Source organism: Tsuneonella troitsensis (assembly GCF_001441535.1).
GTDB classification, from domain to species: domain Bacteria; phylum Pseudomonadota; class Alphaproteobacteria; order Sphingomonadales; family Sphingomonadaceae; genus Tsuneonella; species Tsuneonella troitsensis.
The window spans coordinates 166,919-189,805 of sequence record NZ_LMAU01000002.1; the positions used below are offsets into that span (position 1 = coordinate 166,919).

Sequence of the window (22,887 nt, forward strand, 5' to 3'; positions counted from 1 at the left end):
AAACCACAATCGGTTCGTGACAATCGCAATCCGTCTCGCTAACCGCTCGCTTTGTCGGACAGGTGGCCGAGTGGTTTAAGGCAGCGGTCTTGAAAACCGCCGTGGGTGCAAGCTCACCGTGGGTTCGAATCCCACCCTGTCCGCCACACCCACGGCGAAAATTCGGCAACGTTCAGCGCGGCTGACGCCTATCCTCGCGGCAGGTCATCGGAGCCATTCGGCCGACCGTATATGTGACCTCCTCACCTTTGCCGCGCAGCGAGTGAGTCGGTGATTCATACCAGAACCCGGAACCCGTCTCTCGCTGCTGCAGGACGATCGGCTTTCCCACCGTGGCCATGATCCGTGCCGTTTCACCCGTATAAAGCACGTCGAGCGCCGTTCCGCTCTCGCAGACATAAGCCACGCGGCGAACCGGACCGATCGTCGCACATCCAGCCAGTGCAGCGGTCAGAAGAACCGCTCCAAACACCTTTTTCATGGTCTTTCCCCTTTTCAACGCGCGCGGGTGCAGAGCACGTCGGAAAGGTAAACCCGGCCGCCGACGGTCTCCATCAGTTCATGCTTGGAAGTGGTCCAGCCTTGGCTGACGCAGAACCGATCGGCGGTCTGGGATGCACATGCGCCGGTCGCGTTCGAACGGTTGCACGCCAGAACCCGGCCGCGGAAATCGGACGGTTGCGGGAATTAAGCCGACGCCATCCCACGCAGCGACGACTGGTTCGCGGGAGGAAGCGGTGTGGCGCCACCCGCCGGACGGGCAGAACCGACGACCCACGCGACGTTGCCCTGATCCTCGCTCACGGTATTGCAGCGGCCGCGATAGTCGGTGCTGGTGCAGATTTCCCAGGTCCCGCCCCCGGTCATGCGGGCGCTCCGGGCCGTGAAGGGAATGCGGATGGACGTGCGCGGACCCGTTACGGTGTAGCTTTGCCCGCGAAACCCGATCTGACTGTAGAGCGTCAATTCCGAAGAGCCTGGCTGGGGCGTGGGCAGCGTTCCTGCCGCAGGTCGAACGGAGCCGACGATCCAGGCCACGTTGCCCTGATCCTCGTTCACCAGGTTGCAGCGGCCCCGGTACGAATTATCCGTGCAGACTTCCCACGTTTCGCCCCGCGCGAGTCGCGCGCTGCGGACGGTGAAAGGAATGCGGACATTCTCGCGCGGGCCGGTGACCGTGTACGTCTGTCCGCCGAATCCGATCTGGCTGTAGAATGTCATCTAGCCGCGCGATTGCGAAGCAGCGTGCATAGGCAACACGAGCGCGCCAACGGCGAGTATCTTCAGTAAGTTTCTGGATATTGACATATATGTGCTCCCGAACAGATGTTGCCTAGGCAAACGTTTCGTACGACCACAGTTTTTCGTTGACGCGACAACCCGGTACGCAACTTTATGCTCTTCCCGGTCGCAAGACAGCGCAAATCGGTAACTGGCGCAAGCGCTACATTCACGGCCAAGCGATCGACCGGGTAGCTTGACCCCGCGACCCGACTGCTTCCAAGGAAAACGGGCCCAAATCCTTTGGGTGAGATTCTCTGGAGATACAGGTGGCCAAATTCCTGATCGTCGAAGCGCGGTTCTACGACCACCTCAACGACATGCTCGTCGCCGGTGCTCGCGCGGAGCTTGAGCGCAGCGACCATTCCTTCGAGGTCATGACCGTTCCCGGCGCCCTGGAAATTCCAGGCGCCATTGCGATGGCCGCCGAAAGCGACCGGTACGATGGTTTCGTCGCGATCGGAGTGGTTATCCGGGGCGAAACCTATCACTTCGAGATCGTGGCAGGCGAGAGCGCGCGCGGCATCATGGCCTTGACAATGGACGGCGTGCCCATCGGCAATGGCATCCTGACGGTCGAGAACGAAGCGCAGGCTCTGGTCCGCGCGGATCCCGCCCAGAAGGATAAGGGCGGCGAAGCAGCCAAGGCCGCAATGGCCTTGCTGACGGTGAGCGAGCAGTTCGCATGAGCGCGCATGGCTTTGTTTCCGGCATTCCGCTGGTGCTCGGCGGAAACGTGTTCGGCTTCACGTCGAAGGGCGACGAGGCCTTCGCGGTGCTCGACGCCTTCTACGAGGCCGGCGGCCGGATGATCGACACGGCCGATGTTTATTCGGCCTGGGTGCCGGGCCACCAGGGGGGCGAATCGGAAACCGTCCTTGGCGAATGGCTCGAAAGCCGCGGCGTCCGTGACGACATGCGCCTGCACACCAAGACGGGAATGCTTGGCGGAAGCGAGTTGTACGAACCTGCCCGTGTAATCCAATCGCTCGATGCATCCCTCGAACGCCTGCGGACCGATCGGGTCGACCTCTATTACGCGCACAAGGACTATCCCGAGCTGCCGATCGAGCAGATCGTCGAGGCGTTCGATGGCGCGGTTCGCAGCGGCAAGGTGCTCAGCCTGGGTGCTTCGAACTTCGACGAGCATCGCCTTCTCGCCGCGCTGGACCATGCCGCAGCGAGCGGAGCGGCATCGTTCGAGGCGCTTCAGAACGAATACAATCTCGTCTCACGGGACGCCTATGGGCCTGCGCTGCAAGGTGTCGTGGTCGATCGGGGGCTGGTCATGCTTCCGTTCTTCGGGCTGGCATCGGGTTACCTGACCGGAAAGTATCGTACCGATGCCGACTTTGCGAAGTCGGTCCGCGGCGACCGCGCGAGGCAGCTGGCCGGCGCCAACGGCCCGCAAGTGCTCGCGGCCCTCGACGAAGTGGCCGCGGAAACGGGCGCAAGTCTCGCCGCAATCGCGCTGGCGTGGCTAGTTCGCCAGCCGGGCATACCCGCGCCGATCGCCAGCGCCCGCACGGCGGAGCAGCTTCACGAGTTGCTCGAATTCACCCGCGTGGACTTGAGCGACGATCAGATTGCAAGGCTGAGCGCCGCAGCGGGCTGATTACCCGGAACGCCTGTCCTCCCCCTCGGTTGGTGTCGAGCCAAACCGAAGACAGGAGCGCGCGAATGAACGGACCCCTCGAGTGGATCGCGGCCATCGGAACGATGGTGGCCGCGGCTCTGATCGCTCTCGATCTCGGTCGAAGGGCGACCGGTTGGGGGTTCGTGCTTTTCTGCCTCGTTTCGATCACCTGGATCGCATCCGGCATGACCAGCGGCGCGGTGCCGATCGCGGCGATGAATGCCATCCTGCTGCTGATAAATGCCTGGGGCGTGTGGCAATACCTCCTCAGCCCGAAGAACAAGAAGGTTATGGACCGCCTGGAGCCGGTCGCAGAGCGGATCGAGCGCGAGGTGGAAGCGGAGGAGAAGGCGTAACTTCGGCCGCTTTGCGGGTTCGACCTAGCCGGACAACCGGCCGAAACAGCCCCTCCCCGCAAAGTGTGCGCTGGGGCCGAGTTCTTCTTCGATCCGGATGAGCTGGTTGTATTTGGCGAGCCGATCGCTGCGCGCGAGGCTGCCGGTCTTGATCTGACCGCAGTTGGTCGCGACCGCGAGATCCGCGATCGTGGCGTCCTCGGTTTCGCCGGAACGATGGCTCATCACCGCGGTGTAGCCGGCGCGCTGCGCGATGCTCACCGCCTCCAGCGTTTCGGTCAGGGTGCCGATTTGGTTGACCTTCACCAACAGCGAGTTCGCCAGGCCCTTGCCGATCCCCATCGAAAGACGTTCGGGGTTGGTCACGAACAGGTCGTCGCCCACCAGCTGGGTCTGACCGCCGATCAGTTCGGTCAACGCCTTCCAGCCTTCGAAGTCGTCCTCGCTCATGCCGTCCTCGATCGAGCGGATCGGGTAGGCCTTGCACAAGTCGGCAAGCCAGGCCGCGTTCTGCTCGGGAGAGAGCGAGATGCCCTCGCCCGTCATTTCGTACGTGCCGCCCTTGAAGTACTCGGTGGCCGCGCAATCGAGCGCCAGCACGATGTCGTCCCCCGGCGTGAAACCCGCTTGCTCGATCGAGCCCATGATGAAATCGAGCGCGGCGCGCGTGCTTGCGAGGTTCGGGGCAAAGCCGCCCTCGTCGCCAACCGCCGTCGCCAGGCCCTTTTCGTGGAGCGCCTTCTTCAACGTATGGAACACCTCGGCGCCCCAACGCACACCTTCGGCAAGGCTGTCCGCCCCGACGGGCATGATCATGAATTCCTGGATGTCGATCGGATTGTCGGCGTGTTCGCCGCCGTTGATGATGTTCATCATCGGAACCGGGAGGATGTGAGCCGCGACCCCCCCGACGTAGCTGTAAAGCGGCAATCCGCGGGCATCGGCCGCAGCCTTGGCGATGGCGAGGCTCGCGCCCAGGATCGCGTTTGCGCCCAGCCGGCTCTTGTTCTCGGTTCCGTCGAGTTCGACCATCGCAAGATCGACGTCCCGTTGGTCCTCGGCATCGAGCCCGATGAGCAGGTCGCGCAGCTCGTCGTTAACGGCAGCAACCGCCTTGGTGACGCCCTTGCCGAGATACCGGGCCTTGTCGCCGTCACGCAGTTCCACCGCCTCGTGTGCGCCGGTCGAAGCGCCTGATGGCACAGCGGCTCGTCCGAAGCTGCCGTCTTCCAGCAGCACGTCGACTTCCACCGTCGGATTGCCCCTGCTATCGAGAATCTCGCGGCCGTGGATGTCGATGATCGCAGTCATTTGGCACTCCGTCGGAATGGTGTTGTATTCGAGTAGCACACTCCCATATCGGGAGGACGCCGCGCTCTATGCGGCGGAACAATGCGGCGCAAGTTGCGTTGCAGCATTGAGCCGTTCGACGACCCCCGGACGCGCGATGAATTGGTATTCGAGGGCAAGAAGGAAGCGAACATGGCAGAAGCCACCACCCCCAAGCCGAAGACCACTCGCAAGGCGGCTGCCAAGCCCGCCGCCAAGGTTTCCGGCACCGCCGCAGCAGCGAATTCGGGCTCTTCGACGACAGGCCAGCCGAAGAATACCGAACTTGCGAAGAGCAAGTTCAATGCCGCGCTTGAGGAAGCCAAGGCTGGTGCAGCCGCGCTTCGAACCGAAGCGGGCGAACGCGCCGCAGCTTATCGCAACCAGGCTCGCTCGCAGAGCGAAGATTGGGTTGCAGAGGCCAAGACCTATGGCGTCCAGGCCAAGGACAAGGCCGGTGAACTTGCGGTCGAGGGCAAGGGCAAGGTTGCCGAGGCGCTCCTTGCGCTCGGTCGGGCCGTGTTCGATACTGCGCCGACCGTCGATGAAAAGCTCGGCGCGAAGTATGGCGACTATGCCCGCACCGCGTCTCGCTCGCTGCAGGAAGCTTCGGCCAAGATCGACGCCAAGAGCGTTGACGAGATCGGCGAGGACGCGCGCGAGTTCGTCCGCAAGAGCCCGGGCCTTGCGATCGGCATCGCGGCAGTTGGCGGCTTCCTGTTGGCACGCTTGTTCCGTAGTTCTAACGACTGATCCTTCCTGACCGGAGGGAACGGTTTGAACTCACACGATCCGCAATTTGACGCATCCGTCGACGATCCGTCGTCGACGGATGACGTCGCGTCCGATGGGCGCTCGCTGACCGACGACATCGTCGCGTTGATCGATGATGGGCGCACGCTGGTCGAGGCGGAAGTCCAGTTCCAGAAGACCCGCGCGGCCTTCGCTTTCGATCGCGGCAAGGCTGGCGCGGCTTACGGCATTGTCGCGGCTGCATTGATCCACCTTGCGCTGGTGGCGTTGGTGGTCGGCGCGGTCATCGGACTTACGCCGATGATCGGAGCTTGGCTGGCGACTTTTGTTGTGGTCGGGGCGCTGGTCGTCGTCGGGGCATTTTTCGCCTTTGCGGCCAAGCGCAAGTTCGCTCGCCTGGCAGCGGTATATGCGGAGACGCGCGAATGAGTGAGGAACTCGAGCTCCGGCTGCGAGAGGACCGTGCCATGCGCAACGCCGCCCATGCCATCTTCTCTGCCGACCTTGCCCACTTGCGCGCGAGCCTTGCCGGAAAGAGCATTTCCAGCCGCATCGTCGACCGGATCGGCGAAGGCGCTTCCGAAGTGCTCGACGAGGCTATGGAGGTTGCGGACAACAACAAGGGCGTCATCGCCACGTTGATTGCCGCGATCCTGCTCTGGTTCGCGCGGCACCCGATTATCGACCTGTTTTCTTCCAGCGACGATGAAACCGACGCGGAACGGAACTGCGAAGATACCCGTTGACAGTGCAACGCATCATTCAAGGGATCTGCACATGACCACCAACACCAAGACGTCGGCCAAGAAGCGGACCGAACTTAAGCAGAAGATCGAAGCGGCCGAGAAGCGCAATGCCGATCGCTCGTTCGGCGATTATGCCCGCGGCGCGCGTGACGGAGCGACCTCGTTCGTCAAGGAGCATCCCATCGCGACGGTGGCCGGCGGCCTCGTCCTGGGTGCAATCGTTGCTTCGTTTCTCCCCGGCAAGGGCCGCAAGCTTCGCAAGAAGGCGTCGGCTCGCAGCGCATTGATGGCCGGCGCTCTGGCCGATCTTGCCATCACTTACGGAACGCAGTTCCTGAGTGGTGCGGAAAAGGCGGCCAAGGCCGGACAGGATCGCGCTTCGGATCTGGGCGATACGCTCGGCGACGGCGTGCGCTCTGCGGGCAAGACGGCCAGCCGTACGATCAGCGATCTGCGTTCGCGCTTCCACTGATCGAACGAAGTTAAGGCTAAAGCGGCGCGGCGGGGTTCCCCTGTCGCGCCGCTTTGCTTATGGGGCGCGCCAATTCCTCCCCAAGGACCCCGATATGACCCAGCCCAAGAAGCAACTGATGCACCTCGTCATGGGTGGCCGCGTGACCGACCCGATGACGATGGAATTCGAGAACCTATCCGAAATCGACATGGTCGGGGTGTTCCCCGACTACGCCAGCGCGCTCGACGCATGGCGCGGCGCGGCACAGCGCACGGTCGACGATGCAGCGATGAAGTACGTCATCGTCCACCTGCACAAGCTGCTCGATCCCGGAGCGCACGGCCAGTAAGCCCTGCCCTTCCGGGATGCGCAGAAATCAGATGAATTCGATCTTCTTGACGAGGTAGAACTTGTCGCCCGAAGGAACGGTGACTTCGATCTCGTCACCGACCTTCTTGGTGATCAGCGCCCGGCCGAGCGGCGAATTGTAGCTGATCCGGCCGACCTTGGCGTCAGCCTCGGTCTGGCCGACGATCTGATACTTCACCGGCTTGTCGTTTTCGTCCAGCAACGTGACCGTGGCACCGAACACGATCCGGTCGCCCGAAAGCGAGGCGGGATCAATGATCTGCGCGCGGCTGATGCGGTCTTCCAGATCGGCGATCTGCGCCTCTACCTGGCCCTGGCGTTCCTTCGCGGCGTGATATTCGGCGTTTTCCGAAAGGTCGCCGTGCGCGCGCGCTTCCTCGATCGCATCGACGATCTTCGGACGTTCGGCGCGCAGGACCTTGAGGTCGGCGGCAATCCGCTCGTACCCTTCGGCCAGCATCGGCACCTTTTCCATCGTAGCCATCCCGTGTTCTTTCTGTAGGTACGCGTCCACCGGGACAATTCGAGACCCCGCCGCGCGATTGAACGGCTGATTACGGGTCGCGATGTCGGGAAGAACGCGGCGTGTCTTTCAGCTATAATAGTCCTGCAGGGGCCGGACTGCAAGCTGACCCTCGGAAACCTCGGTGATCGCCCTCGCTGCGGCGACGCTGGCAGTCGCCGTCGTGTAGTAGGGAACGTGCGCTTCCAGAGCGCCGGCGCGGATCGACTGGCTGTCCATCAGCGACTGCCAACCCTCTGTCGTGTTGAATATCAGCGCGACGTCGCGGTCGATGATCTTGTCGACGATGTGCGGCTGCCCCTCCGCGACCTTGTTGATCCGCTCGACCGGGAGTCCCGCCTCGACAAGATAGCGCTGGGTTCCGCCGGTCGCGATCGCGGTGAACCCGTGATCGATCAACGCCTTTACCGCTGGGAGGATCGTCGCCTTGTCGCTGTCCTTGACCGAAACGAACAGAACGCCCTTTTCGGGAAGCGCGCTGCCGGCGCCGAGCTGCGCCTTGAAATAGGCGGTCGGGAAATCGCGATCGATGCCCATGACTTCGCCGGTGGATTTCATTTCGGGCGTCAGGACCGGATCCGCGCCGGGGAAGCGCGCGAACGGAAAAACGGCTTCCTTTACAGCCATGTAATCGAAGGTCCGCTTGAATGGCGGGAAATTCGACAGGGGTTCTCCCGCCATCACGCGGGCGGCAATCTTGGCGACCGGCTGGCCGATCGCTTTCGCGACGAAAGGCACCGTGCGACTGGCGCGCGGGTTGACCTCGATCAGATACACCTCGCCATCCTTCACGGCGAACTGGACGTTCATCAGTCCCTTCACCCCGAGCGCCATCGCGAGCGCCTCGGCCTGCCGCTCCATCTCCGCGACGATTTCGGGCGGGAGCGAATATGGCGGCAGGGTGCAGGCGCTGTCGCCCGAATGGACGCCGGCCTCTTCGATGTGCTGCATCACGCCCGCGATGCGCACTTCGGTGCCGTCGCACAGCGCGTCCACGTCGCATTCGATCGCGTCGCGCAGGTACTGGTCGACGAGAACCGGGCTGTCGCCGCTGACGTTGACCGCAGTGGCGATGTAGTCGTCGAGCTGCGCTTCGCTGTCGACGATCTCCATCGCGCGGCCGCCCAGGACATAGCTGGGCCGCAGCAGAACCGGGTACCCGATGCGATTGGCCCATGCGGCAGCCTCATCGCGCGTGCGGGCGATGCCGTTCCTGGGCTGCTTGAGCTTGAGCTTGTTGACCAGCTTGGCGAACCGCTCGCGGTCCTCGGCAAGGTCGATCGCATCGGGCGACGTGCCGAGGATCGGGATACCCTCGTCCTCGAGCGCTTGGGCCAGCTTCAGCGGGGTTTGTCCGCCGAACTGGACGATCACGCCGACGAGCTCGCCCTTGGACTGCTCGACGCGCAGAATTTCCAATACGTCTTCGGCAGTGAGAGGCTCGAAATAGAGGCGATCCGAGGTGTCGTAGTCGGTGCTGACCGTTTCGGGATTGCAGTTGACCATGATCGTCTCGAACCCGGCTTCGCTCAGCGCGAAGCAGGCGTGGACGCAGCAGTAATCGAACTCGATGCCCTGCCCGATCCGGTTCGGCCCGCCGCCCAGGATCACGATCTTGCGCCGGTCGGACGGCATCGCCTCGTCCTCCGGCTCGCCGAAGCTCGGCGCCTCGTAGGTCGAATACATGTAGGGCGTGACCGCCTCGAACTCGGCGGCGCAGGAATCGATGCGCTTGAACACCGGATAGACGCCCAGCTTGCGGCGCAGATCTCGCACTTCGGCCTCGCTGGTCGCGCCGGCCATCGCGCGCAGGGCATCGTGCAGCAGTCCCGAGCGCTTCGCCTGGGTTTCGCCCAGCCCTCCCGCTACGCCGACCGAGCGGACGGCCAGAATTGCGAGGCGCTTGTCGGAGAAGCCCATCGCCTTCAGGCGGCGGAGCTGGTCGGCATCGGCCGGCAGGCCGCGCTCCTGCACCACCGCTTCGCAGGCGATGATCTCCTCGATCTGGCGCAGGAACCACGGGTCGTAACCGGTGATCTCGGCAATCGTGTCGATCGAGAAGCCTTCGCGGAAGGCCTGTCCTACCTTGAGCAGGCGATCGGGTGTGCGCTTGGACAGCGAGGCGCGGATTTCATCGGCCGGACGCCCTTCGAGCTCGGGGATGCGGTTGAAACCGTCGAGGCCCGTTTCCAGCCCGCGCAGGGCTTTCTGCAGCGATTCCTGAAAGTTGCGACCGATTGCCATCACTTCGCCGACCGACTTCATCGCGGTGGCGAGTTCGACCTTGGTGCCCTTGAATTTCTCGAATGCGAAGCGGGGGATCTTGGTCACCACATAGTCGATCGTCGGCTCGAACGCCGCCGGGGTCGCGCCTGTGATCTCGTTAGTGATTTCGTCCAGCGTATATCCGACGGCAAGCTTTGCGGCGACGCGGGCGATGGGGAAGCCGGTGGCCTTGGACGCCAGCGCCGATGAGCGCGACACGCGCGGGTTCATCTCGATGACGATCAGCCTCCCATCCTTGGGATTGACTGCGAACTGTACGTTCGAACCGCCTGTTTCCACGCCGATTTCGCGCAAGACGGCGATGCTCGCCGAGCGCATGATCTGGTATTCCTTGTCGGTCAGCGTCAGCGCCGGGGCGACCGTGATCGAATCGCCGGTGTGGACGCCCATCGGGTCGACGTTCTCGATCGAGCAGATGATGATGGCGTTGTCGGCGCGGTCGCGCACGACTTCCATCTCGTATTCCTTCCAGCCGAGCAGCGATTCCTCGATAAGGACTTCGGTAGTCGGGCTGGCGTCAAGGCCCTCGCGGACGATCTTCTCGAACTCGGCCTTATTGTAGGCGATGCCGCCCCCCGTACCGCCCAACGTGAAGCTGGGGCGGATGATCGAAGGCAGGCCGGTTGTTTCAAGCACTTCAAAGGCTTGGGCGACGGTGTTGGCAACGCCGCTGCGCGCGCTTTCGAGGCCGATCTTGTCCATCGCTTCGCGGAACCGCTGGCGGTTCTCGGCCTTGTCGATCGCATCGGCATCGGCGCCGATCATCTGCACGCCGTAATTGTCGAGCGTGCCGTCGTTGAACAGCGCGAGCGCGCAGTTCAGCGCGGTCTGCCCACCCATCGTAGGCAGCAACGCGTCCGGTCGCTCCTTCTCAATGATCTTGGCGACGATCGCGGGCGTGATCGGCTCGACGTAGGTCGCATCGGCGAACTCGGGATCGGTCATGATCGTGGCGGGGTTGGAGTTGACCAGGATCACCCGGTACCCCTCTTCCTTCAGCGCCTTGATCGCCTGCGTGCCCGAATAATCGAACTCGCACGCCTGCCCGATAACGATCGGGCCGGCACCGATGACGAGGATCGAGGAGATGTCAGTGCGTTTGGACATTAGTTCGACAGTCCCAGGATAAACTGAATCAAGCTGAGCGCAGCAAGTGAGGCGGTGACTGCTGGGTGATTGAGAAGATTCACGACCTCTCGCCATGGCACATTTGGCGCTTCGAGCAGCACAAGCGCCGCCTCGACTCGCTTGCAAGCATCGGCTCTAGTTTCAATATCGCCATCTGACTGGATGATGGTCTGTAGTAGTTCGTTTGCTCGAAGCCGAATGACAGCTGATTTTTGAGCACTTATTGCCTTCCCGAGCCCAGTCCAGTTAGCACTGTCGACGGCTCGTTGGATCTTTTCAGGATCAAACTCTCCGCTCGTATCAACCCTGGAGGCAGAATTGGCGTTGTCGATTAGAGCTTGAATTGCGTGCTCTGCGCCTGCTTTCGAAGAGTAGCCTTCAGTCGAAAACAGCACTTGCCCGTCATGTTTGAATCGAGCCCTGAATTCTCCCGCTCGGTCCTTATACAACTCCATTTCACCGGGCATCGAGCATCCCCACGAACTTCTCGAACAGGTAGAAGCTGTCCTGCGGCCCCGGACTAGCCTCGGGGTGGTACTGCACCCCGAACGCCCGCTTGTCCTTTATCACGATGCCGCAGTTGCTGCCGTCGAACAGCGAGACGTGGGTTTCCTCGACGCCCTCGGGCAGCGCGGTGTTGTCGACCGCGAAGCCGTGGTTCATCGAGGTGATCTCGACCACCCCGTCGGCCAGCCGCTTGACCGGGTGGTTCGCGCCGCGGTGACCCTGGTGCATCTTGGCGGTCTTCGCGCCGGCGGCGAGGCCGAGCATCTGGTGGCCGAGGCAGATTCCGAACACCGGCACGTCCTTGTCCAGAAGCGCCTTGATCGTCGGCACCGCGTATTCGCCGGTCGCGGCCGGATCGCCGGGGCCGTTGGACAGGAACACGCCGTCGGGCTGCAACGCCTCGATCTCGGCGAGCGATGTCTGAGCCGGCACCACCGTCACCCGCGCACCCGCCCTGGCGAGGTTGCGGAAGATCATGTCCTTGCTGCCGTAGTCGATCGCAACGACATGCGGCTTACCCTGCCAGTCGGCGCGGCCGTAGCCCTTGCCGAGCTGCCAGTGGCCCCCGCCCCATTCCTCCTGCTTTTCACGGCTGACGCGGACCGCGAGGTCCATGCCTTCCAGCCCCGGCCACTCGCGCGCCTTCTTCGCCAGCTTGGCGAGGTCGAACTTGCCCTTGGGGTCGTGCGCCATCACCGCGTTGGGCGCGCCGAGCAGCCTTATGCGCCGCGTGAGCGCCCTCGTGTCCACACCCGACAGCCCGATGCGCCCCTTGGCCGCGAGCCAGTCGCCGAATTCCTGCTCTGCGCGAAAGTTGCTGCTGGGGGTGACCGACTGGCGGACCACGCAGCCCACCGCGCCCTCGACCTGGCTTTCGACGTCTTCGAAATTCGCGCCGACGTTGCCGATGTGGGGAAAGGTGAAGGTGACGATCTGCGCGGCATAGGAGGGATCGGTCATCACCTCCTGATAGCCGGTCATCGCGGTGTTGAAGCAGACTTCGCCTACAGCTTCGCCGACATGGCCGAAGCCCTTGCCCCAGATCGCGGTGCCATCGGCCAACACCAGAACGCCGGTCGCTCCCTTGGGTTGCGCAGGCGTGGTGGCGGGGACGGCCATGGGGCTCTCCGAGTCAGGGGTTTTCCGGCGATGTCGCTAAGTCCCAGCCGCTAGGGCCGGTTCCCTGCCTCGTCAAGCCGCGCTAGGGACCTGTGCATACTTATCCGAAAGGCTTTCCCCATGATCCGCGACACCATCAAGCAGGCCCAGATCGACGCGATGAAGGGCGGCGACAAGGAGCGGCTCGCCGCGGTTCGCCTGATCCTCGCCAAGATCAAGGACCGCGATATCGAGCTGCGCACCGCCACGCAAAAGCCCGACGACGACGCGATGGTCGTCGAGACCTTGCAAAAAATGGCGAAGCAGCGCCGCGAGTCGATAACCATGTACGTTGACGGCAATCGCGAGGAACTGGCCGAGCAGGAGCGCAAGGAACTCAAGGTTATCGAGGAGTTCCTGCCGCAGCAGCTTTCCGAAGACGAGACGCGCGCCGCCATCGCCGACATCAAGGCAACCCTTGGCGCTGAATCCATTAAGGATATGGGTCGCGTGATGGCGGAACTAAAGGCGCGCCACGCCGCTGTGCTCGACATGCAGACCGCCAGCAGGCTGGTCAAAGACGCATTGTCTTGAGGGGAAATTCGATGAGGACCATTCTTGCCGTATCCGCGCTGGCGCTGTCGCTGACGGCCTGTTCTGGCGAACCGACACCCGCCGAAGTGCAGGACCGGGACGTCACCGACCTCAACACCGCCAACACAGATGGCAAGGTCGAGGCGCAGGCCAAGGCGCTGTCCGCCGGCGATTTCGCCGAACTGCAGCTTGGCGGTAAGGTCAAGGGACCACAGGGGTTCGAGGTGACCGGCGCGATGGCGAACGACGCGGGCAGCTTTGCCGACCTGCGCGCCTATGTCGCCTGCCCAAGGGGAACGATCGTCTGCGATCCGAAGACCCAGCCCGAAGGCACCGTCTACACTTATGTCTTCGTCGTCTATCCCGGTGGCGACAACAATCCCGATAGCGGGATCGGCGCCAACAATACCGCCAGCGACATCGAACGCGCGACCGCGTTCCGCATGGTCATGCCGGCGCACGGTTTCACCGGAAACGCCGGCTACGCCAAATCGGAAGCGCTGGCTGCCATTGGCGCCAAGGCGGACGTAGTGGTGAGTTGCGACAACGGCGGACTGGTCTGGACCGTCAGCGCGGGCGACGGCGGCAACCAGTGGGAGCAGAAGGAACCGCTGACGTTCTACTGGCAGAGCACCCTGCCCCCCGCGGGACCCGCCAAAGCCTATGTGTTCGATGCCGACAGCACCTTCTCGACCGGCAGCGGCCCCTACCCGGCGGAGAAGGAAGGCGCGCAGAACGCCTGCGCCTGACCTTGCAAAGCGCGCCGATTCGCCCGCATTGAGGGGGCATGGCGCTCTCCCCGCAATGGCTCGACGAACTGCGTGCGCGCCTGACGCTGAGCAGCGTGGTCATGCGCACCACGAAGCTGCAGCGCGCGGGGCGCGAGTGGAAGGCGTGCTGCCCGTTCCATGACGAGAAATCGCCGAGCTTCACGGTCAGCGACGAGAAGGGCTTCTATCACTGCTTCGGGTGCGGCGCGCACGGAGACGTGATCCGCTGGATGACCGACCAGCGCGGCCTGTCGTTCATGGACGCGGTCAAGGAACTGGCGTCCGAAGCGGGTCTGGAAGTGCCCGCCGCCGATCCGCGCGCGGCGCAGGCGGCCGAGCAGCGCGCGGGCCTGCACGACGTGCTGCAAGCGGCGCAGGACTTCTACCGCGCCAGCCTGTCCACCCCGGCCGGCGCGAAGGCCCGCGACTACCTCGCCTCGCGCCGGTTCGACGCCCATACGATGGAGCGGTTCGGGTTCGGCTATGCCCCCGCCGCCCGACAGGCGCTGAAGGCCGCGCTCGCCCAGTTCGACGAGGCGATGATGATCGAGGCGGGCCTGCGCATCGCCGTCGACGACAAGGAACCCTACGACCGGTTCCGCGATCGGCTGACGATGCCGATCCACGACGCGCGCGGGCGGGTGATCGGGTTCGCCGCGCGTATCCTGGACGCGGACAAGAAGGACGCACCCAAATACATCAATTCTCCCGATACGCTCGTGTTCGACAAGGGGCGCACCCTGTTCAACCTCCACCGCGCCGGCCCGGCATCGCGCAAGAGCGGCCGGTTGGTGGTGGTCGAAGGTCAGATGGACGTGGTCGCGATGGCTGCTGCCGGGTTCGAGGACGCGGTCGCGCCAATGGGCACCGCGCTCACCGAACGCCAACTCGAGATGTTGTGGCGGTTGGTAGACGCGCCGATCCTCTGCTTAGATGGCGATAACGCGGGCCAGCGAGCCGCGATGCGGGCGATCGGTCGCGCGCTGCCAATGCTCGCACCCGGCAAGACGCTCAGCATCGTCCGGCTGCCGACCGGACTCGATCCCGATGACCTTATCAAGCAGAGCGGCCCTGCCGCGATGGATGCATTGCTGGCCGAACCGGGCAGCCTGCTCGATACGCTGTGGGAGTTCGAGAAGGCGTCCTCACCCCTGCACACGCCGGAGGACAAGGCTGGCCTGAAGGCGCGGCTGATCGAGCATTGCGAGGCGATCCAGCACCCCGATATCCGCTCGCTATATCGGCGCGACCTGCTCGAGAAGTTTTCCGCCTTCGCCTTTCCCCCTCGCCCGCCGCGCGAGCGGCGCGAATGGAAAAGTGGATTCGCCAAACCTGCCTCTCCCCCGCTTTCGCCCGAATCCGCCGGCAGGTTGCGCAAGGCAAACGGGGTCAATCGCGATGCGTTGGCGAGCGCGGTGGTGGCCGGATTGTTGCGTTTTCCCGACCAGATTCTTGCCCATGCCGAGTTGCTGGGACAATTCGCGAGCCAGGACGGGCGGGTGGGCCCGGCGCTCGAATCGCTGATCGAGGCGGCCGAACTGCTTGAACCGGGAGCGGAAACGCCCATATCGGTCCCACAGGGTTTCGCCCCGCCGCCGGACAATAGCCGCTTTACCTTCCTCGACGAAGGTGCCGATCCGCGAGCCGCGCGCGAAGACCTGGCCGAAGCCGTGGCGCTGCTGGTCGAGCGGCCCGCGCTGGAAGCCGCGCTTGCGGCGGCCACCGCGCGCTTTGCGACCGATCCCGAGGCCGCTTTCGCGGAGCAGCAACGGCTGCTTAAACGAAAGCTGGCATTCGAGAAACGACTCGGGCTAATGGCGAGCCGCAGGGCCGCACTCGCGGCCCAAACCGATTCAGACTCTCCGTCGGCACCGTCCGGCGCCACGGACGAGGACAGCGAATGACACGAGACGAAATGGCGACCCAGGAAGACACCGACGGCAAGGACGACGCGCCGCTCATCGATCTCAACGAAGCGACCATCAAGAAGCTGATCACCAAGGCCAAGCGCCGGGGCTATGTCACCGTGGACGAGCTCAACGAAGCGCTGCCGCAGGACGAGCTGTCCAGCGAGCAGATCGAGGACGTGATGTCCGCGATCAGCGAGATGGGCGTGAACATCGTCGAGAACGACGAGGACGCCGAGGCCGAATCCGACAGCGACGAGGACGACGTCGACGAGTTGAGTCCCGACGACGAGGACGGCGACGACGAAGGCGCGTCCAACAAGCCCGCCAAGCCTGCCGCCGCGGCCAAGAAGAAAGAAACCGTCGAGCGTACCGACGATCCGGTGCGGATGTACCTGCGCGAGATGGGCGCGGTCGAGCTGCTGAGCCGCGAGGGCGAGATCGCCATCGCCAAGCGGATCGAAGCGGGCCGCGACATGATGATCATGGGCCTGTGCGAAAGCCCGATCACCTTCCACGCGATCATTCTCTGGTCCGAAGCCCTCAACAACGAGGAAATGCAGCTTCGCGAGATCCTCGATCTCGACGCCATGCTGTCGAAGGAACCGCCGGTCGACAAGATGACCGACGATGCCGAGGACGACGACGACGACGGCGAAATCTCCGAGGCGACTGCCGGCCCTTCCTACAAGGAAGAGGACGAGGTCGAGGAGGAAGAAGCCGAGACCGACGAGGACGACGAAGACGGCGAGAAGTCGCCGCGCCGCCGCGAGGAAGAAGAGGAAGAGGACAACACCCTCAGCCTCGCCCAGATGGAAGCCGCGCTGAAGCCCGAGGCGCTGGAAACCTTTGCGCGCATCACCTCGCTCTTCAAGAAGTTCGAGAAGCTCCAGCTCGAGCGGGTCGAGACTCTCGGCGCCGGGCTCGATTATCCGTCGGCCAAGGAAAAGAAGTACGAGGCCCTGCGCGAAGAGCTGACGGCCGAGGTCGAAAGCGTGCAGTTCCACGCGACCAAGATCGAATTCCTGGTCGACAACCTTTATGCATTCAACCGCCGCCTGACCGCGCTGGGCGGCCAGATGCTGCGCCTTGCCGAACGGCACAAGGTGAAGCGGGCCGATTTCCTGAACGCCTACATCGGCAACGAGCTCGACGACACCTGGCTCACCGACAACGCCAAGAAGGACAAGAAGTGGGCCGCCTTCGCCGAGAAGGAAGCCGACGCGGTCGAGCGCATTCGTGCCGAGATCGCCGACATCGCTTCGGCGACCGGCATGTCGCTTCCCGAGTTCCGCCGCATCGTCAACATGGTCCAGAAGGGCGAGCGCGAGGCGCGCATCGCCAAGAAGGAAATGGTCGAGGCGAACCTGCGACTGGTGATCTCGATAGCTAAAAAGTATACGAACCGCGGCTTGCAATTCCTTGATCTCATTCAGGAAGGCAATATCGGCCTGATGAAGGCGGTCGACAAGTTCGAGTACCGTCGCGGCTACAAGTTCAGCACCTACGCCACCTGGTGGATCCGGCAGGCGATCACCCGTTCGATCGCCGATCAGGCGCGCACGATCCGCATTCCGGTCCACATGATCGAGACGATCAACAAGCTCGTCCGCACCAGCCGCCAATTCCTGCACGAACAGGGCCGCGAACCGACCCCGGAAGAGATGGCCGAGCGCCTCTCGATGCCGCTGGAGAAGGTGCGCAAGGTGATGAAGATCGCCAAGGAGCCGATCAGTCTCGAGACGCCGATCGGCGACGAGGAGGATTCGCATCTCGGAGACTTCATCGAGGACAAGAACGCGATCATCCCGGTCGATGCGGCGATTCAGTCGAACCTCAAGGAAACGGTCACCCGCGTCCTTGCGAGCCTTACCCCTCGCGAGGAGCGCGTCCTGCGGATGCGGTTCGGTATCGGCATGAACACCGATCATACCCTCGAGGAGGTCGGTCAGCAGTTCTCGGTCACCCGCGAACGTATCCGTCAGATCGAAGCGAAGGCGCTGCGCAAGCTCAAGCACCCGAGCCGCAGCCGAAAAATGCGGTCTTTCCTCGATCAGTAGGGATACTTTTCGCGGATAGGGAGTTTGACCCATCGAAGATGGGCGGTCCGATAAGTCATGATAATGCGGCACCAACGCCGTGAGCGGCGTTGAGCAGGTCGACTTCGAGAAGCTGTTCTCGAAGTCGCCCAATCCCTATGTCCTGCTCGATCGCGATTTCAAGATCGCATGGATGAACGAGGCGTACCTGGCCGCGACGATGCGGTCGCGAGACGATCTTCTGGATGTCGGTATGTTCGAGGCCTTCCCCAGCGATCCCCAGAGCGAGAGTTTCACGCTCCTCAACGATTCGCTGCACCGGGTCTTGGGCACTGGGATGGCTGACGAGATCGCCCTCATACGGTACGACATCGCCGGTCCCGACGGGACGATGAACGAGATGTACTGGAGCGCGACGCACACTCCCGTCCTTGACGATCGCGGCGAGACTGCATTCATCCTGCAGCACACAGTGGACGTGACCGAACTTCACTCGCTACGCCGCGCCCGGGATGAGATGTATCTCGTCCAGCGCGCGGATGCCGTCCAGGCCCGCAACGCAGGACTCCGGCAGGAAAGCGCGCAGCTTAAGGCCCTGTTCGAACAGGCTCCCGGTTTTGTGGCGGTGGTCGAGGGTCCCCGGCACGTCTTCCGGATGGCGAATGCTTCGTACCGGCGCCTGGTTGCCGAGCGCGATATCGTCGGTCACTCCGTCGAGGAGGCCATACCCGAAGTCGTCGATCAGGGCTTCGTTTCGGTGCTCGATGCGGTGCGGCAGGACGGACGCGCATATGTGGGCCAGCGAGAGCGCGTGATGTTGAAGAGGGAAGGCGGCGACGACGTGGAGCTTCGCTACCTCAACTTCATTTTTCAACCGATCCATCAGGACGGGTCCGTAACGGGCATCATCATCCAGGGGTATGACGTTACCGATCAGGTGGAGGCGTCCGAGGCGCAGCGTTTGCTGATCGACGAGCTCAATCACCGGGTGAAGAACACGCTGGCCATCGTCCAGGGTTTGGCCGCGCAGTCCTTTCGCGATCTCGAAGGCGCGGAAACGGCGCGTCGGGCTTTCGACGCACGCTTGAATGCCCTCGCGGCGGCACACAGCCTGCTCACCGCGCGGAATTGGGAATCGGCCGTTGTGGCCGACATTGTGTCGGGCGCGGTAACGGCGGCTGCGGGCGACGACGTATCCCGCGTGGACCTGACGGGGCCCCATTTGCCGCTCCCTCCCCAGGTCGGCGTCTCGTTGTCGATGATGGTCCACGAATTGACGACCAACGCGATCAAGTACGGGGCGCTCGCTTCAGATACGGGCCGGGTATCGGTCGATTGGAAGGTCGAAAATGTCGAGGACCACCGCACTTTGACACTCGATTGGCGCGAGAGCGGCGGTCCGCCGGTCGTTTCGCCCGAGCGGCTGGGCTTCGGCTCTAGGCTGATCCAACGCGGCCTTTCCGCGGACGGTGGGGGTCACGTGGACATGATATTCGACCCGCGAGGATTGCATTGCCGCGTCGTGGCGCGCCTTGGAGCAACCGCGTGACCGGCCTTGATGGACTGTCCATTCTGGTGGTCGAGGATGAAGTGATCATCGCCATGGCACTGGAAGACGGCCTGATAGCCGCTGGAGCCGATCCGGTCAGCGCCAGCACGATCGAGCAGGCGAACGAAATCATCCATTCCGGGCGACGGATCGACGCCGCGATCCTCGACGTCAACGTGCACGGACGCAACAGCTACGAAATCGCTAGCCTGCTGGAAGAGCGCGGCATCCGGTTCGTTTTCGCCTCGGGGTATGGGAATACTGCAGCGCCGCCCGAACTGGCGCATGTCAGGGTCTTCACGAAGCCCTACGACGTCAACGCGATCGGCGCGGCGCTCCTGGCCTGACCGGCGTGTCCGCGCGCGTCAGGCCCGCAGGCGTACTTCGGGTTCGCTGCCGTTCGGCACTGGATCTGCAACCTCCTCGGTCGTTCCGGCGACACCCATCAGATGGTGAGCAGCCGCCACCACGGGCATGGGCCGCGCAAAGTAATATCCCTGCCCATAGCTGACACCCAGATCGCGAAGCACGGAGGCTTCCTCCGCGCACTCGACACCCTCTGCGATCAGCTTCGCTCCGATCGACTTCGCGAAGCTCACCATCGCCGAAGCCAGTGCCCGGCGAGCGACATCGCGATGAATATCGCGCGTCAGGCTCATGTCCAGCTTGAGCAGATCGGGCGCCAGATCGACCAGCTGCCGCATTCCGGCATAGCCGGCGCCCACGTCATCGATCGCGATCCGTGCGTGGCGTCGCAGCTCGGCCAACGCAGCCTGCATGCGCGAAAAGTCGGCGACTTCCTGGTGCTCGGTCAGTTCGATCACCAGATTGCGTCCGCTATGGGATTCGAGAGCTTCCAGCACCTGGCCGGAAAGCACCGCCTCGGGCGAAGCGTTGATGGACAGATAGCAGGTGCTTGGAACGTGGGCAGCGGTGGCAAGCGCGTTGCGGAAGGCGAGCATCTCGAGTTCGATACCGAGGCCGACCTGAGCCGCTTCATTGAACCACTGGTCCGGTCCGCGCACGCTCGAATCTGCGAAACGCGCAAGGCATTCGGCTCCGACCGGCAGGCTTGTTTCGAGTGCATGAATCGGCTGATGCAGGATCGTCAGCCCATTGGCCGTGATTACGCCTTGAATCGCGCCACGCAGCGCTTCGTCCTTCGTATCGCGTTCCAGGGTGCGCTCGATCTGCTCCACCGCAAGAGCGGCGAACGCACGCAACACGCCTACGTCCCTCTCGGTCATGGTGCGATCGGGCGTGGGGCTCAGGCAGCAAAAGCTGCCGTAAACGGTACCATCGGACAGCCTGAGCGGTGTGTTGAGGTGGCACCCCACTGGCAGAAATTCCGTTATGGGCATCGCCATGGCGAACGGATGATCGGCCGGGTCCTGGATCAGTTCGGGCAGGCGACCTTCGGCGATATGCCAGCAATAGCTGTTCTCGCGCGGATCGACGAAGCCGGGTCCCATCGGCAGGTCGAGATCGGAGTTGACGTGGGTAAGCTGCTTCATGCCGCCGTCGAGATAGCGGGATACGAAGGCAATCTCGGTTCCGAGATGGTCGCGCACCGCGCTCAGGATACGATCGATCGAATCGTTCTGGACCGGTGCCTGGGACAAATTCGGCGCGATGAGAGGCTCGAAGGCCTGCTGGGCAAGTGCGATCATGCAGGTGTCGTAGCCCGCAGTTCTTAAGCGACTGGAAAAACCTTCAGAAAATAGAGCGCTTGAACCTGCGCGATGCGGGCTGGAGAGAATCGTCGGTAGCGCCTATGGGCCTGCCATGCGCATCGCCATCGCCAGTGACCACGCCGCGATCGACCTTAAGTCGAGGCTTCGCGAGTGGCTGATCGACGAAGGACACGAGGTCGCGGACCTCGGTCCGGATAGCCACGACAGCGTGGACTATCCCGACTTCGGCTATCGGCTTTCCGAAGTGGTAGCAGAAGGCACCGCCGAGCGCGGCATCGCGCTGTGCGGCTCGGGAATCGGTATATCGATCTCGGTCAACCGCAATCCCGCCGTTCGCTGCGCGCTCGTATCCGAGCCGCTGAGCGCCGCCCTCGCCCGCGAGCATAACGACGCCAACGTGATCGCCATGGGCGCGCGGCTGACGGGCATAGACATGGCCAAGGCGTGCGTGACGGCGTTCCTCGCCACCGATTTCGCCGGCGGGCGCCACCAGCGCCGCGTCGACAAGCTGTCCAACCCGCCATTCACGGAGCCGGCATGACCACCGCAGCCGCAACCATCGACCGCCAGTCCTCGGCCACCCCGCTTGAGCGGTTCTGGGGCGATGATCTCGCCTCAGCCGATCCGGCAATCGCGGAGGCGATCCGCCACGAGCTGGACCGTCAGCGCAATCGCATCGAGCTCATCGCCAGCGAGAACATCACCTCGCGCGCGGTGCTGGAAGCGACCGGCAGCGTATTCACCAACAAGTACGCCGAAGGTTATCCGGGCAAGCGCTATTACGGCGGCTGCGAGTACGCCGACGTCGTCGAAAACCTGGCGATCGATCGGGCGAAGCAGCTGTTCGGCTGCCAGTTCGCCAACGTGCAGCCCAACAGCGGCAGCCAGATGAACCAGGCCGTGTTCCTTGCCCTGCTGCAGCCGGGCGACACCTTCATGGGCCTCGATCTCAATTCGGGCGGGCACCTGACGCATGGGTCGCCGGTCAACATGAGTGGCAAGTGGTTCAATCCGGTCAGCTACGGCGTTCGCCGGGACGACGAGCGGATCGACATGGACGCGGTCGGCGCGACCGCGCGCGAGCACAAGCCCAAGTTGATCATCGCGGGCGGAACCGCCTATTCGCGCGTGTGGGACTGGGAAGCGTTCCGCAGGATCGCCGACGAGGTCGGTGCGTATCTGATGGTCGACATGAGCCACATCGCGGGTCTTGTTGCCGGCGGTGCCCACCCTTCCCCCATTCCGCACGCGCACGTGGTCACGACCACTACGCACAAGTCGCTGCGCGGTCCGCGTTCGGGCGTGATCCTGTGGAACGACGAGGCGCTATCGAAGCCGCTCAACATGGCGGTCTTCCCGGGCATGCAGGGCGGCCCGCTGATGCACGTCGTTGCTGCCAAGGCAGTCGCGTTCGGCGAGGCTCTGCGGCCCGATTTCGCCGATTATGCCCGCCGGATCGTCGAGAACGCCCGCGCGCTGGCTGACGGAGTCGAAGCCGGCGGCCTGCGGGTCGTTTCGGGCGGAACCGACAACCACTCGATGCTGGTCGACCTCACTCCTAAGGACGTGACCGGCAAGGCGGCGGAACATGGCCTCGACCGAGCCTACCTCACCTGCAACAAGAACGGCATTCCCTACGACACGCGCAGCCCGTTCGTAACCAGCGGCATCCGCTTGGGCACACCCGCCGGCACGACGCGCGGTTTCGGACCGGACGAGTTCCGGGCAATCGGCGGCCTGATCGCCGAAGTGGTGGACGGCCTCAGCCGCAATGGAGCCGAAGGCGATGCGCAGGTGGAACAGAGCGTGCGCCGACGCGTAAGCGAACTGTGCGACGCTTTTCCCGTATATCCCGGAAGGAACTGAAA

The 22,887-nt window shown here is 63.6% G+C and carries 23 protein-coding genes, 1 tRNA gene and 1 pseudogene; 17 read left to right on the plus strand and 8 right to left on the minus strand.

Annotated elements, in window-relative coordinates; translation table 11 throughout:
• Positions 1 to 56: 56 nt before the first annotated feature.
• A tRNA-Ser gene (locus AR323_RS04375) sits at positions 57 to 146 on the plus strand.
• A gap of 26 nt (positions 147 to 172) precedes the next feature.
• Here AR323_RS04375 and AR323_RS04380 read toward each other — a convergent pair.
• Both AR323_RS04380 and AR323_RS04385 read right to left on the minus strand, forming a co-directional pair.
• The gene (locus AR323_RS04380; RefSeq protein ID WP_057882751.1) at positions 173 to 481 is read right to left on the minus strand and encodes an MliC family protein; all 309 of its coding nucleotides are present in this window, start codon (positions 479 to 481) and stop codon (positions 173 to 175) included.
• Positions 482 to 687: 206 nt separating this feature from the next.
• Positions 688 to 1,221 (minus strand): hypothetical protein, encoded by a 534-nt coding sequence (locus tag AR323_RS04385; RefSeq protein ID WP_057882752.1) that lies wholly within the window; start codon positions 1,219 to 1,221, stop codon positions 688 to 690.
• Positions 1,222 to 1,550: 329 nt separating this feature from the next.
• Here AR323_RS04385 and ribH point away from each other — a divergent pair, with 329 nt between their 5' ends.
• From ribH to AR323_RS04400, 3 genes are all read left to right on the plus strand, one after another.
• Positions 1,551 to 1,970, plus strand: coding sequence for a 6,7-dimethyl-8-ribityllumazine synthase (gene ribH / locus AR323_RS04390; protein ID WP_057882753.1), 420 nt, complete (start codon positions 1,551 to 1,553; stop codon positions 1,968 to 1,970).
• Positions 1,967 to 2,896, plus strand: a complete 930-nt coding sequence (locus AR323_RS04395) for an aldo/keto reductase (RefSeq protein ID WP_057882754.1) — start codon at positions 1,967 to 1,969, stop codon at positions 2,894 to 2,896. The genes ribH and AR323_RS04395 overlap by 4 nt, the downstream gene beginning before the upstream one ends.
• A 65-nt stretch (positions 2,897 to 2,961) precedes the next feature.
• Positions 2,962 to 3,273: a hypothetical protein gene (locus AR323_RS04400; RefSeq protein ID WP_057882755.1), complete on the plus strand. Its 312-nt coding sequence runs from the start codon at positions 2,962 to 2,964 to the stop codon at positions 3,271 to 3,273.
• A 24-nt stretch (positions 3,274 to 3,297) separates the two neighbouring features.
• On the opposite strand, the gene eno is transcribed toward AR323_RS04400, so the two are convergent.
• On the minus strand, positions 3,298 to 4,584 hold the full coding sequence (gene eno / locus AR323_RS04405; RefSeq protein WP_057882756.1) for a phosphopyruvate hydratase: 1,287 nt from the start codon (positions 4,582 to 4,584) through the stop codon (positions 3,298 to 3,300).
• Between the two features lie 171 nt (positions 4,585 to 4,755).
• Between eno and AR323_RS04410 the strand changes: the two genes are divergently transcribed.
• From AR323_RS04410 to AR323_RS04430, 5 genes are all read left to right on the plus strand, one after another.
• Positions 4,756 to 5,355 (plus strand): hypothetical protein, encoded by a 600-nt coding sequence (locus AR323_RS04410; protein WP_057883165.1) that lies wholly within the window; start codon positions 4,756 to 4,758, stop codon positions 5,353 to 5,355.
• Positions 5,356 to 5,379: 24 nt separating this feature from the next.
• Entirely contained in the window at positions 5,380 to 5,784 is a 405-nt protein-coding gene (locus AR323_RS04415; RefSeq protein ID WP_057882757.1) for a phage holin family protein, read from the plus strand.
• Positions 5,781 to 6,101 (plus strand): hypothetical protein, encoded by a 321-nt coding sequence (locus tag AR323_RS04420; protein WP_057882758.1) that lies wholly within the window; start codon positions 5,781 to 5,783, stop codon positions 6,099 to 6,101. Before AR323_RS04415 ends, AR323_RS04420 begins: the two co-directional genes overlap by 4 nt.
• Before the next feature lie 31 nt (positions 6,102 to 6,132).
• On the plus strand, positions 6,133 to 6,573 hold the full coding sequence (locus AR323_RS04425; protein ID WP_057882759.1) for a hypothetical protein: 441 nt from the start codon (positions 6,133 to 6,135) through the stop codon (positions 6,571 to 6,573).
• 94 nt (positions 6,574 to 6,667) lie between these two features.
• A complete protein-coding gene (locus AR323_RS04430; protein ID WP_235510450.1) occupies positions 6,668 to 6,904 on the plus strand; it encodes a DUF4170 domain-containing protein in 237 nt (78 codons plus the stop codon).
• Between the two features lie 27 nt (positions 6,905 to 6,931).
• Here the strand turns inward: AR323_RS04430 and greA are convergent, their stop codons facing one another.
• The 4 genes and pseudogenes from greA to carA form a co-directional block, all read right to left on the minus strand.
• A complete protein-coding gene (gene greA / locus AR323_RS04435) occupies positions 6,932 to 7,408 on the minus strand; it encodes a transcription elongation factor GreA (RefSeq protein WP_057882760.1) in 477 nt (158 codons plus the stop codon).
• A gap of 108 nt (positions 7,409 to 7,516) precedes the next feature.
• The gene (gene carB / locus AR323_RS04440) at positions 7,517 to 10,840 is read right to left on the minus strand and encodes a carbamoyl-phosphate synthase large subunit (protein WP_057882761.1); all 3,324 of its coding nucleotides are present in this window, start codon (positions 10,838 to 10,840) and stop codon (positions 7,517 to 7,519) included.
• Positions 10,841 to 11,154: 314 nt separating this feature from the next.
• Positions 11,155 to 11,328 (minus strand): annotated as a pseudogene (locus AR323_RS15340) (YegP family protein); the annotation flags it as partial.
• Positions 11,318 to 12,487: a glutamine-hydrolyzing carbamoyl-phosphate synthase small subunit gene (carA, locus tag AR323_RS04450; RefSeq protein WP_057882763.1), complete on the minus strand. Its 1,170-nt coding sequence runs from the start codon at positions 12,485 to 12,487 to the stop codon at positions 11,318 to 11,320. The gene carA and the pseudogene AR323_RS15340, both read right to left, overlap by 11 nt.
• 120 nt (positions 12,488 to 12,607) lie before the next feature.
• Between carA and AR323_RS04455 the strand changes: the two genes are divergently transcribed.
• The 6 genes from AR323_RS04455 to AR323_RS04480 all read left to right on the plus strand — a co-directional run bounded on the left by AR323_RS04455 (position 12,608) and on the right by AR323_RS04480 (position 19,672).
• Positions 12,608 to 13,060 (plus strand): GatB/YqeY domain-containing protein, encoded by a 453-nt coding sequence (locus AR323_RS04455; RefSeq protein ID WP_057882764.1) that lies wholly within the window; start codon positions 12,608 to 12,610, stop codon positions 13,058 to 13,060.
• 11 nt (positions 13,061 to 13,071) lie between these two features.
• Positions 13,072 to 13,809 (plus strand): hypothetical protein, encoded by a 738-nt coding sequence (locus AR323_RS04460; protein WP_057882765.1) that lies wholly within the window; start codon positions 13,072 to 13,074, stop codon positions 13,807 to 13,809.
• A 38-nt stretch (positions 13,810 to 13,847) separates the two neighbouring features.
• Positions 13,848 to 15,734, plus strand: coding sequence for a DNA primase (gene dnaG, locus AR323_RS04465; protein WP_057882766.1), 1,887 nt, complete (start codon positions 13,848 to 13,850; stop codon positions 15,732 to 15,734).
• Entirely contained in the window at positions 15,731 to 17,797 is a 2,067-nt protein-coding gene (gene rpoD, locus AR323_RS04470; protein ID WP_235510451.1) for an RNA polymerase sigma factor RpoD, read from the plus strand. The genes dnaG and rpoD overlap by 4 nt, the downstream gene beginning before the upstream one ends.
• A gap of 79 nt (positions 17,798 to 17,876) precedes the next feature.
• The gene (locus AR323_RS04475; protein ID WP_235510452.1) at positions 17,877 to 19,325 is read left to right on the plus strand and encodes a sensor histidine kinase; all 1,449 of its coding nucleotides are present in this window, start codon (positions 17,877 to 17,879) and stop codon (positions 19,323 to 19,325) included.
• Complete coding sequence (locus AR323_RS04480; RefSeq protein WP_057882768.1) at positions 19,322 to 19,672, plus strand: response regulator; 351 nt, start codon at positions 19,322 to 19,324, stop codon at positions 19,670 to 19,672. The genes AR323_RS04475 and AR323_RS04480 overlap by 4 nt, the downstream gene beginning before the upstream one ends.
• A gap of 18 nt (positions 19,673 to 19,690) precedes the next feature.
• On the opposite strand, the gene AR323_RS04485 is transcribed toward AR323_RS04480, so the two are convergent.
• Positions 19,691 to 20,995 (minus strand): sensor domain-containing phosphodiesterase, encoded by a 1,305-nt coding sequence (locus AR323_RS04485; protein ID WP_057882769.1) that lies wholly within the window; start codon positions 20,993 to 20,995, stop codon positions 19,691 to 19,693.
• Between the two features lie 115 nt (positions 20,996 to 21,110).
• Between AR323_RS04485 and rpiB the strand changes: the two genes are divergently transcribed.
• Positions 21,111 to 21,560 (plus strand): ribose 5-phosphate isomerase B, encoded by a 450-nt coding sequence (gene rpiB, locus AR323_RS04490; protein ID WP_057882770.1) that lies wholly within the window; start codon positions 21,111 to 21,113, stop codon positions 21,558 to 21,560.
• A complete protein-coding gene (gene glyA, locus AR323_RS04495) occupies positions 21,557 to 22,885 on the plus strand; it encodes a serine hydroxymethyltransferase (protein ID WP_057882771.1) in 1,329 nt (442 codons plus the stop codon). The genes rpiB and glyA overlap by 4 nt, the downstream gene beginning before the upstream one ends.
• The last annotated feature ends 2 nt before the right edge of the window (positions 22,886 to 22,887 follow it).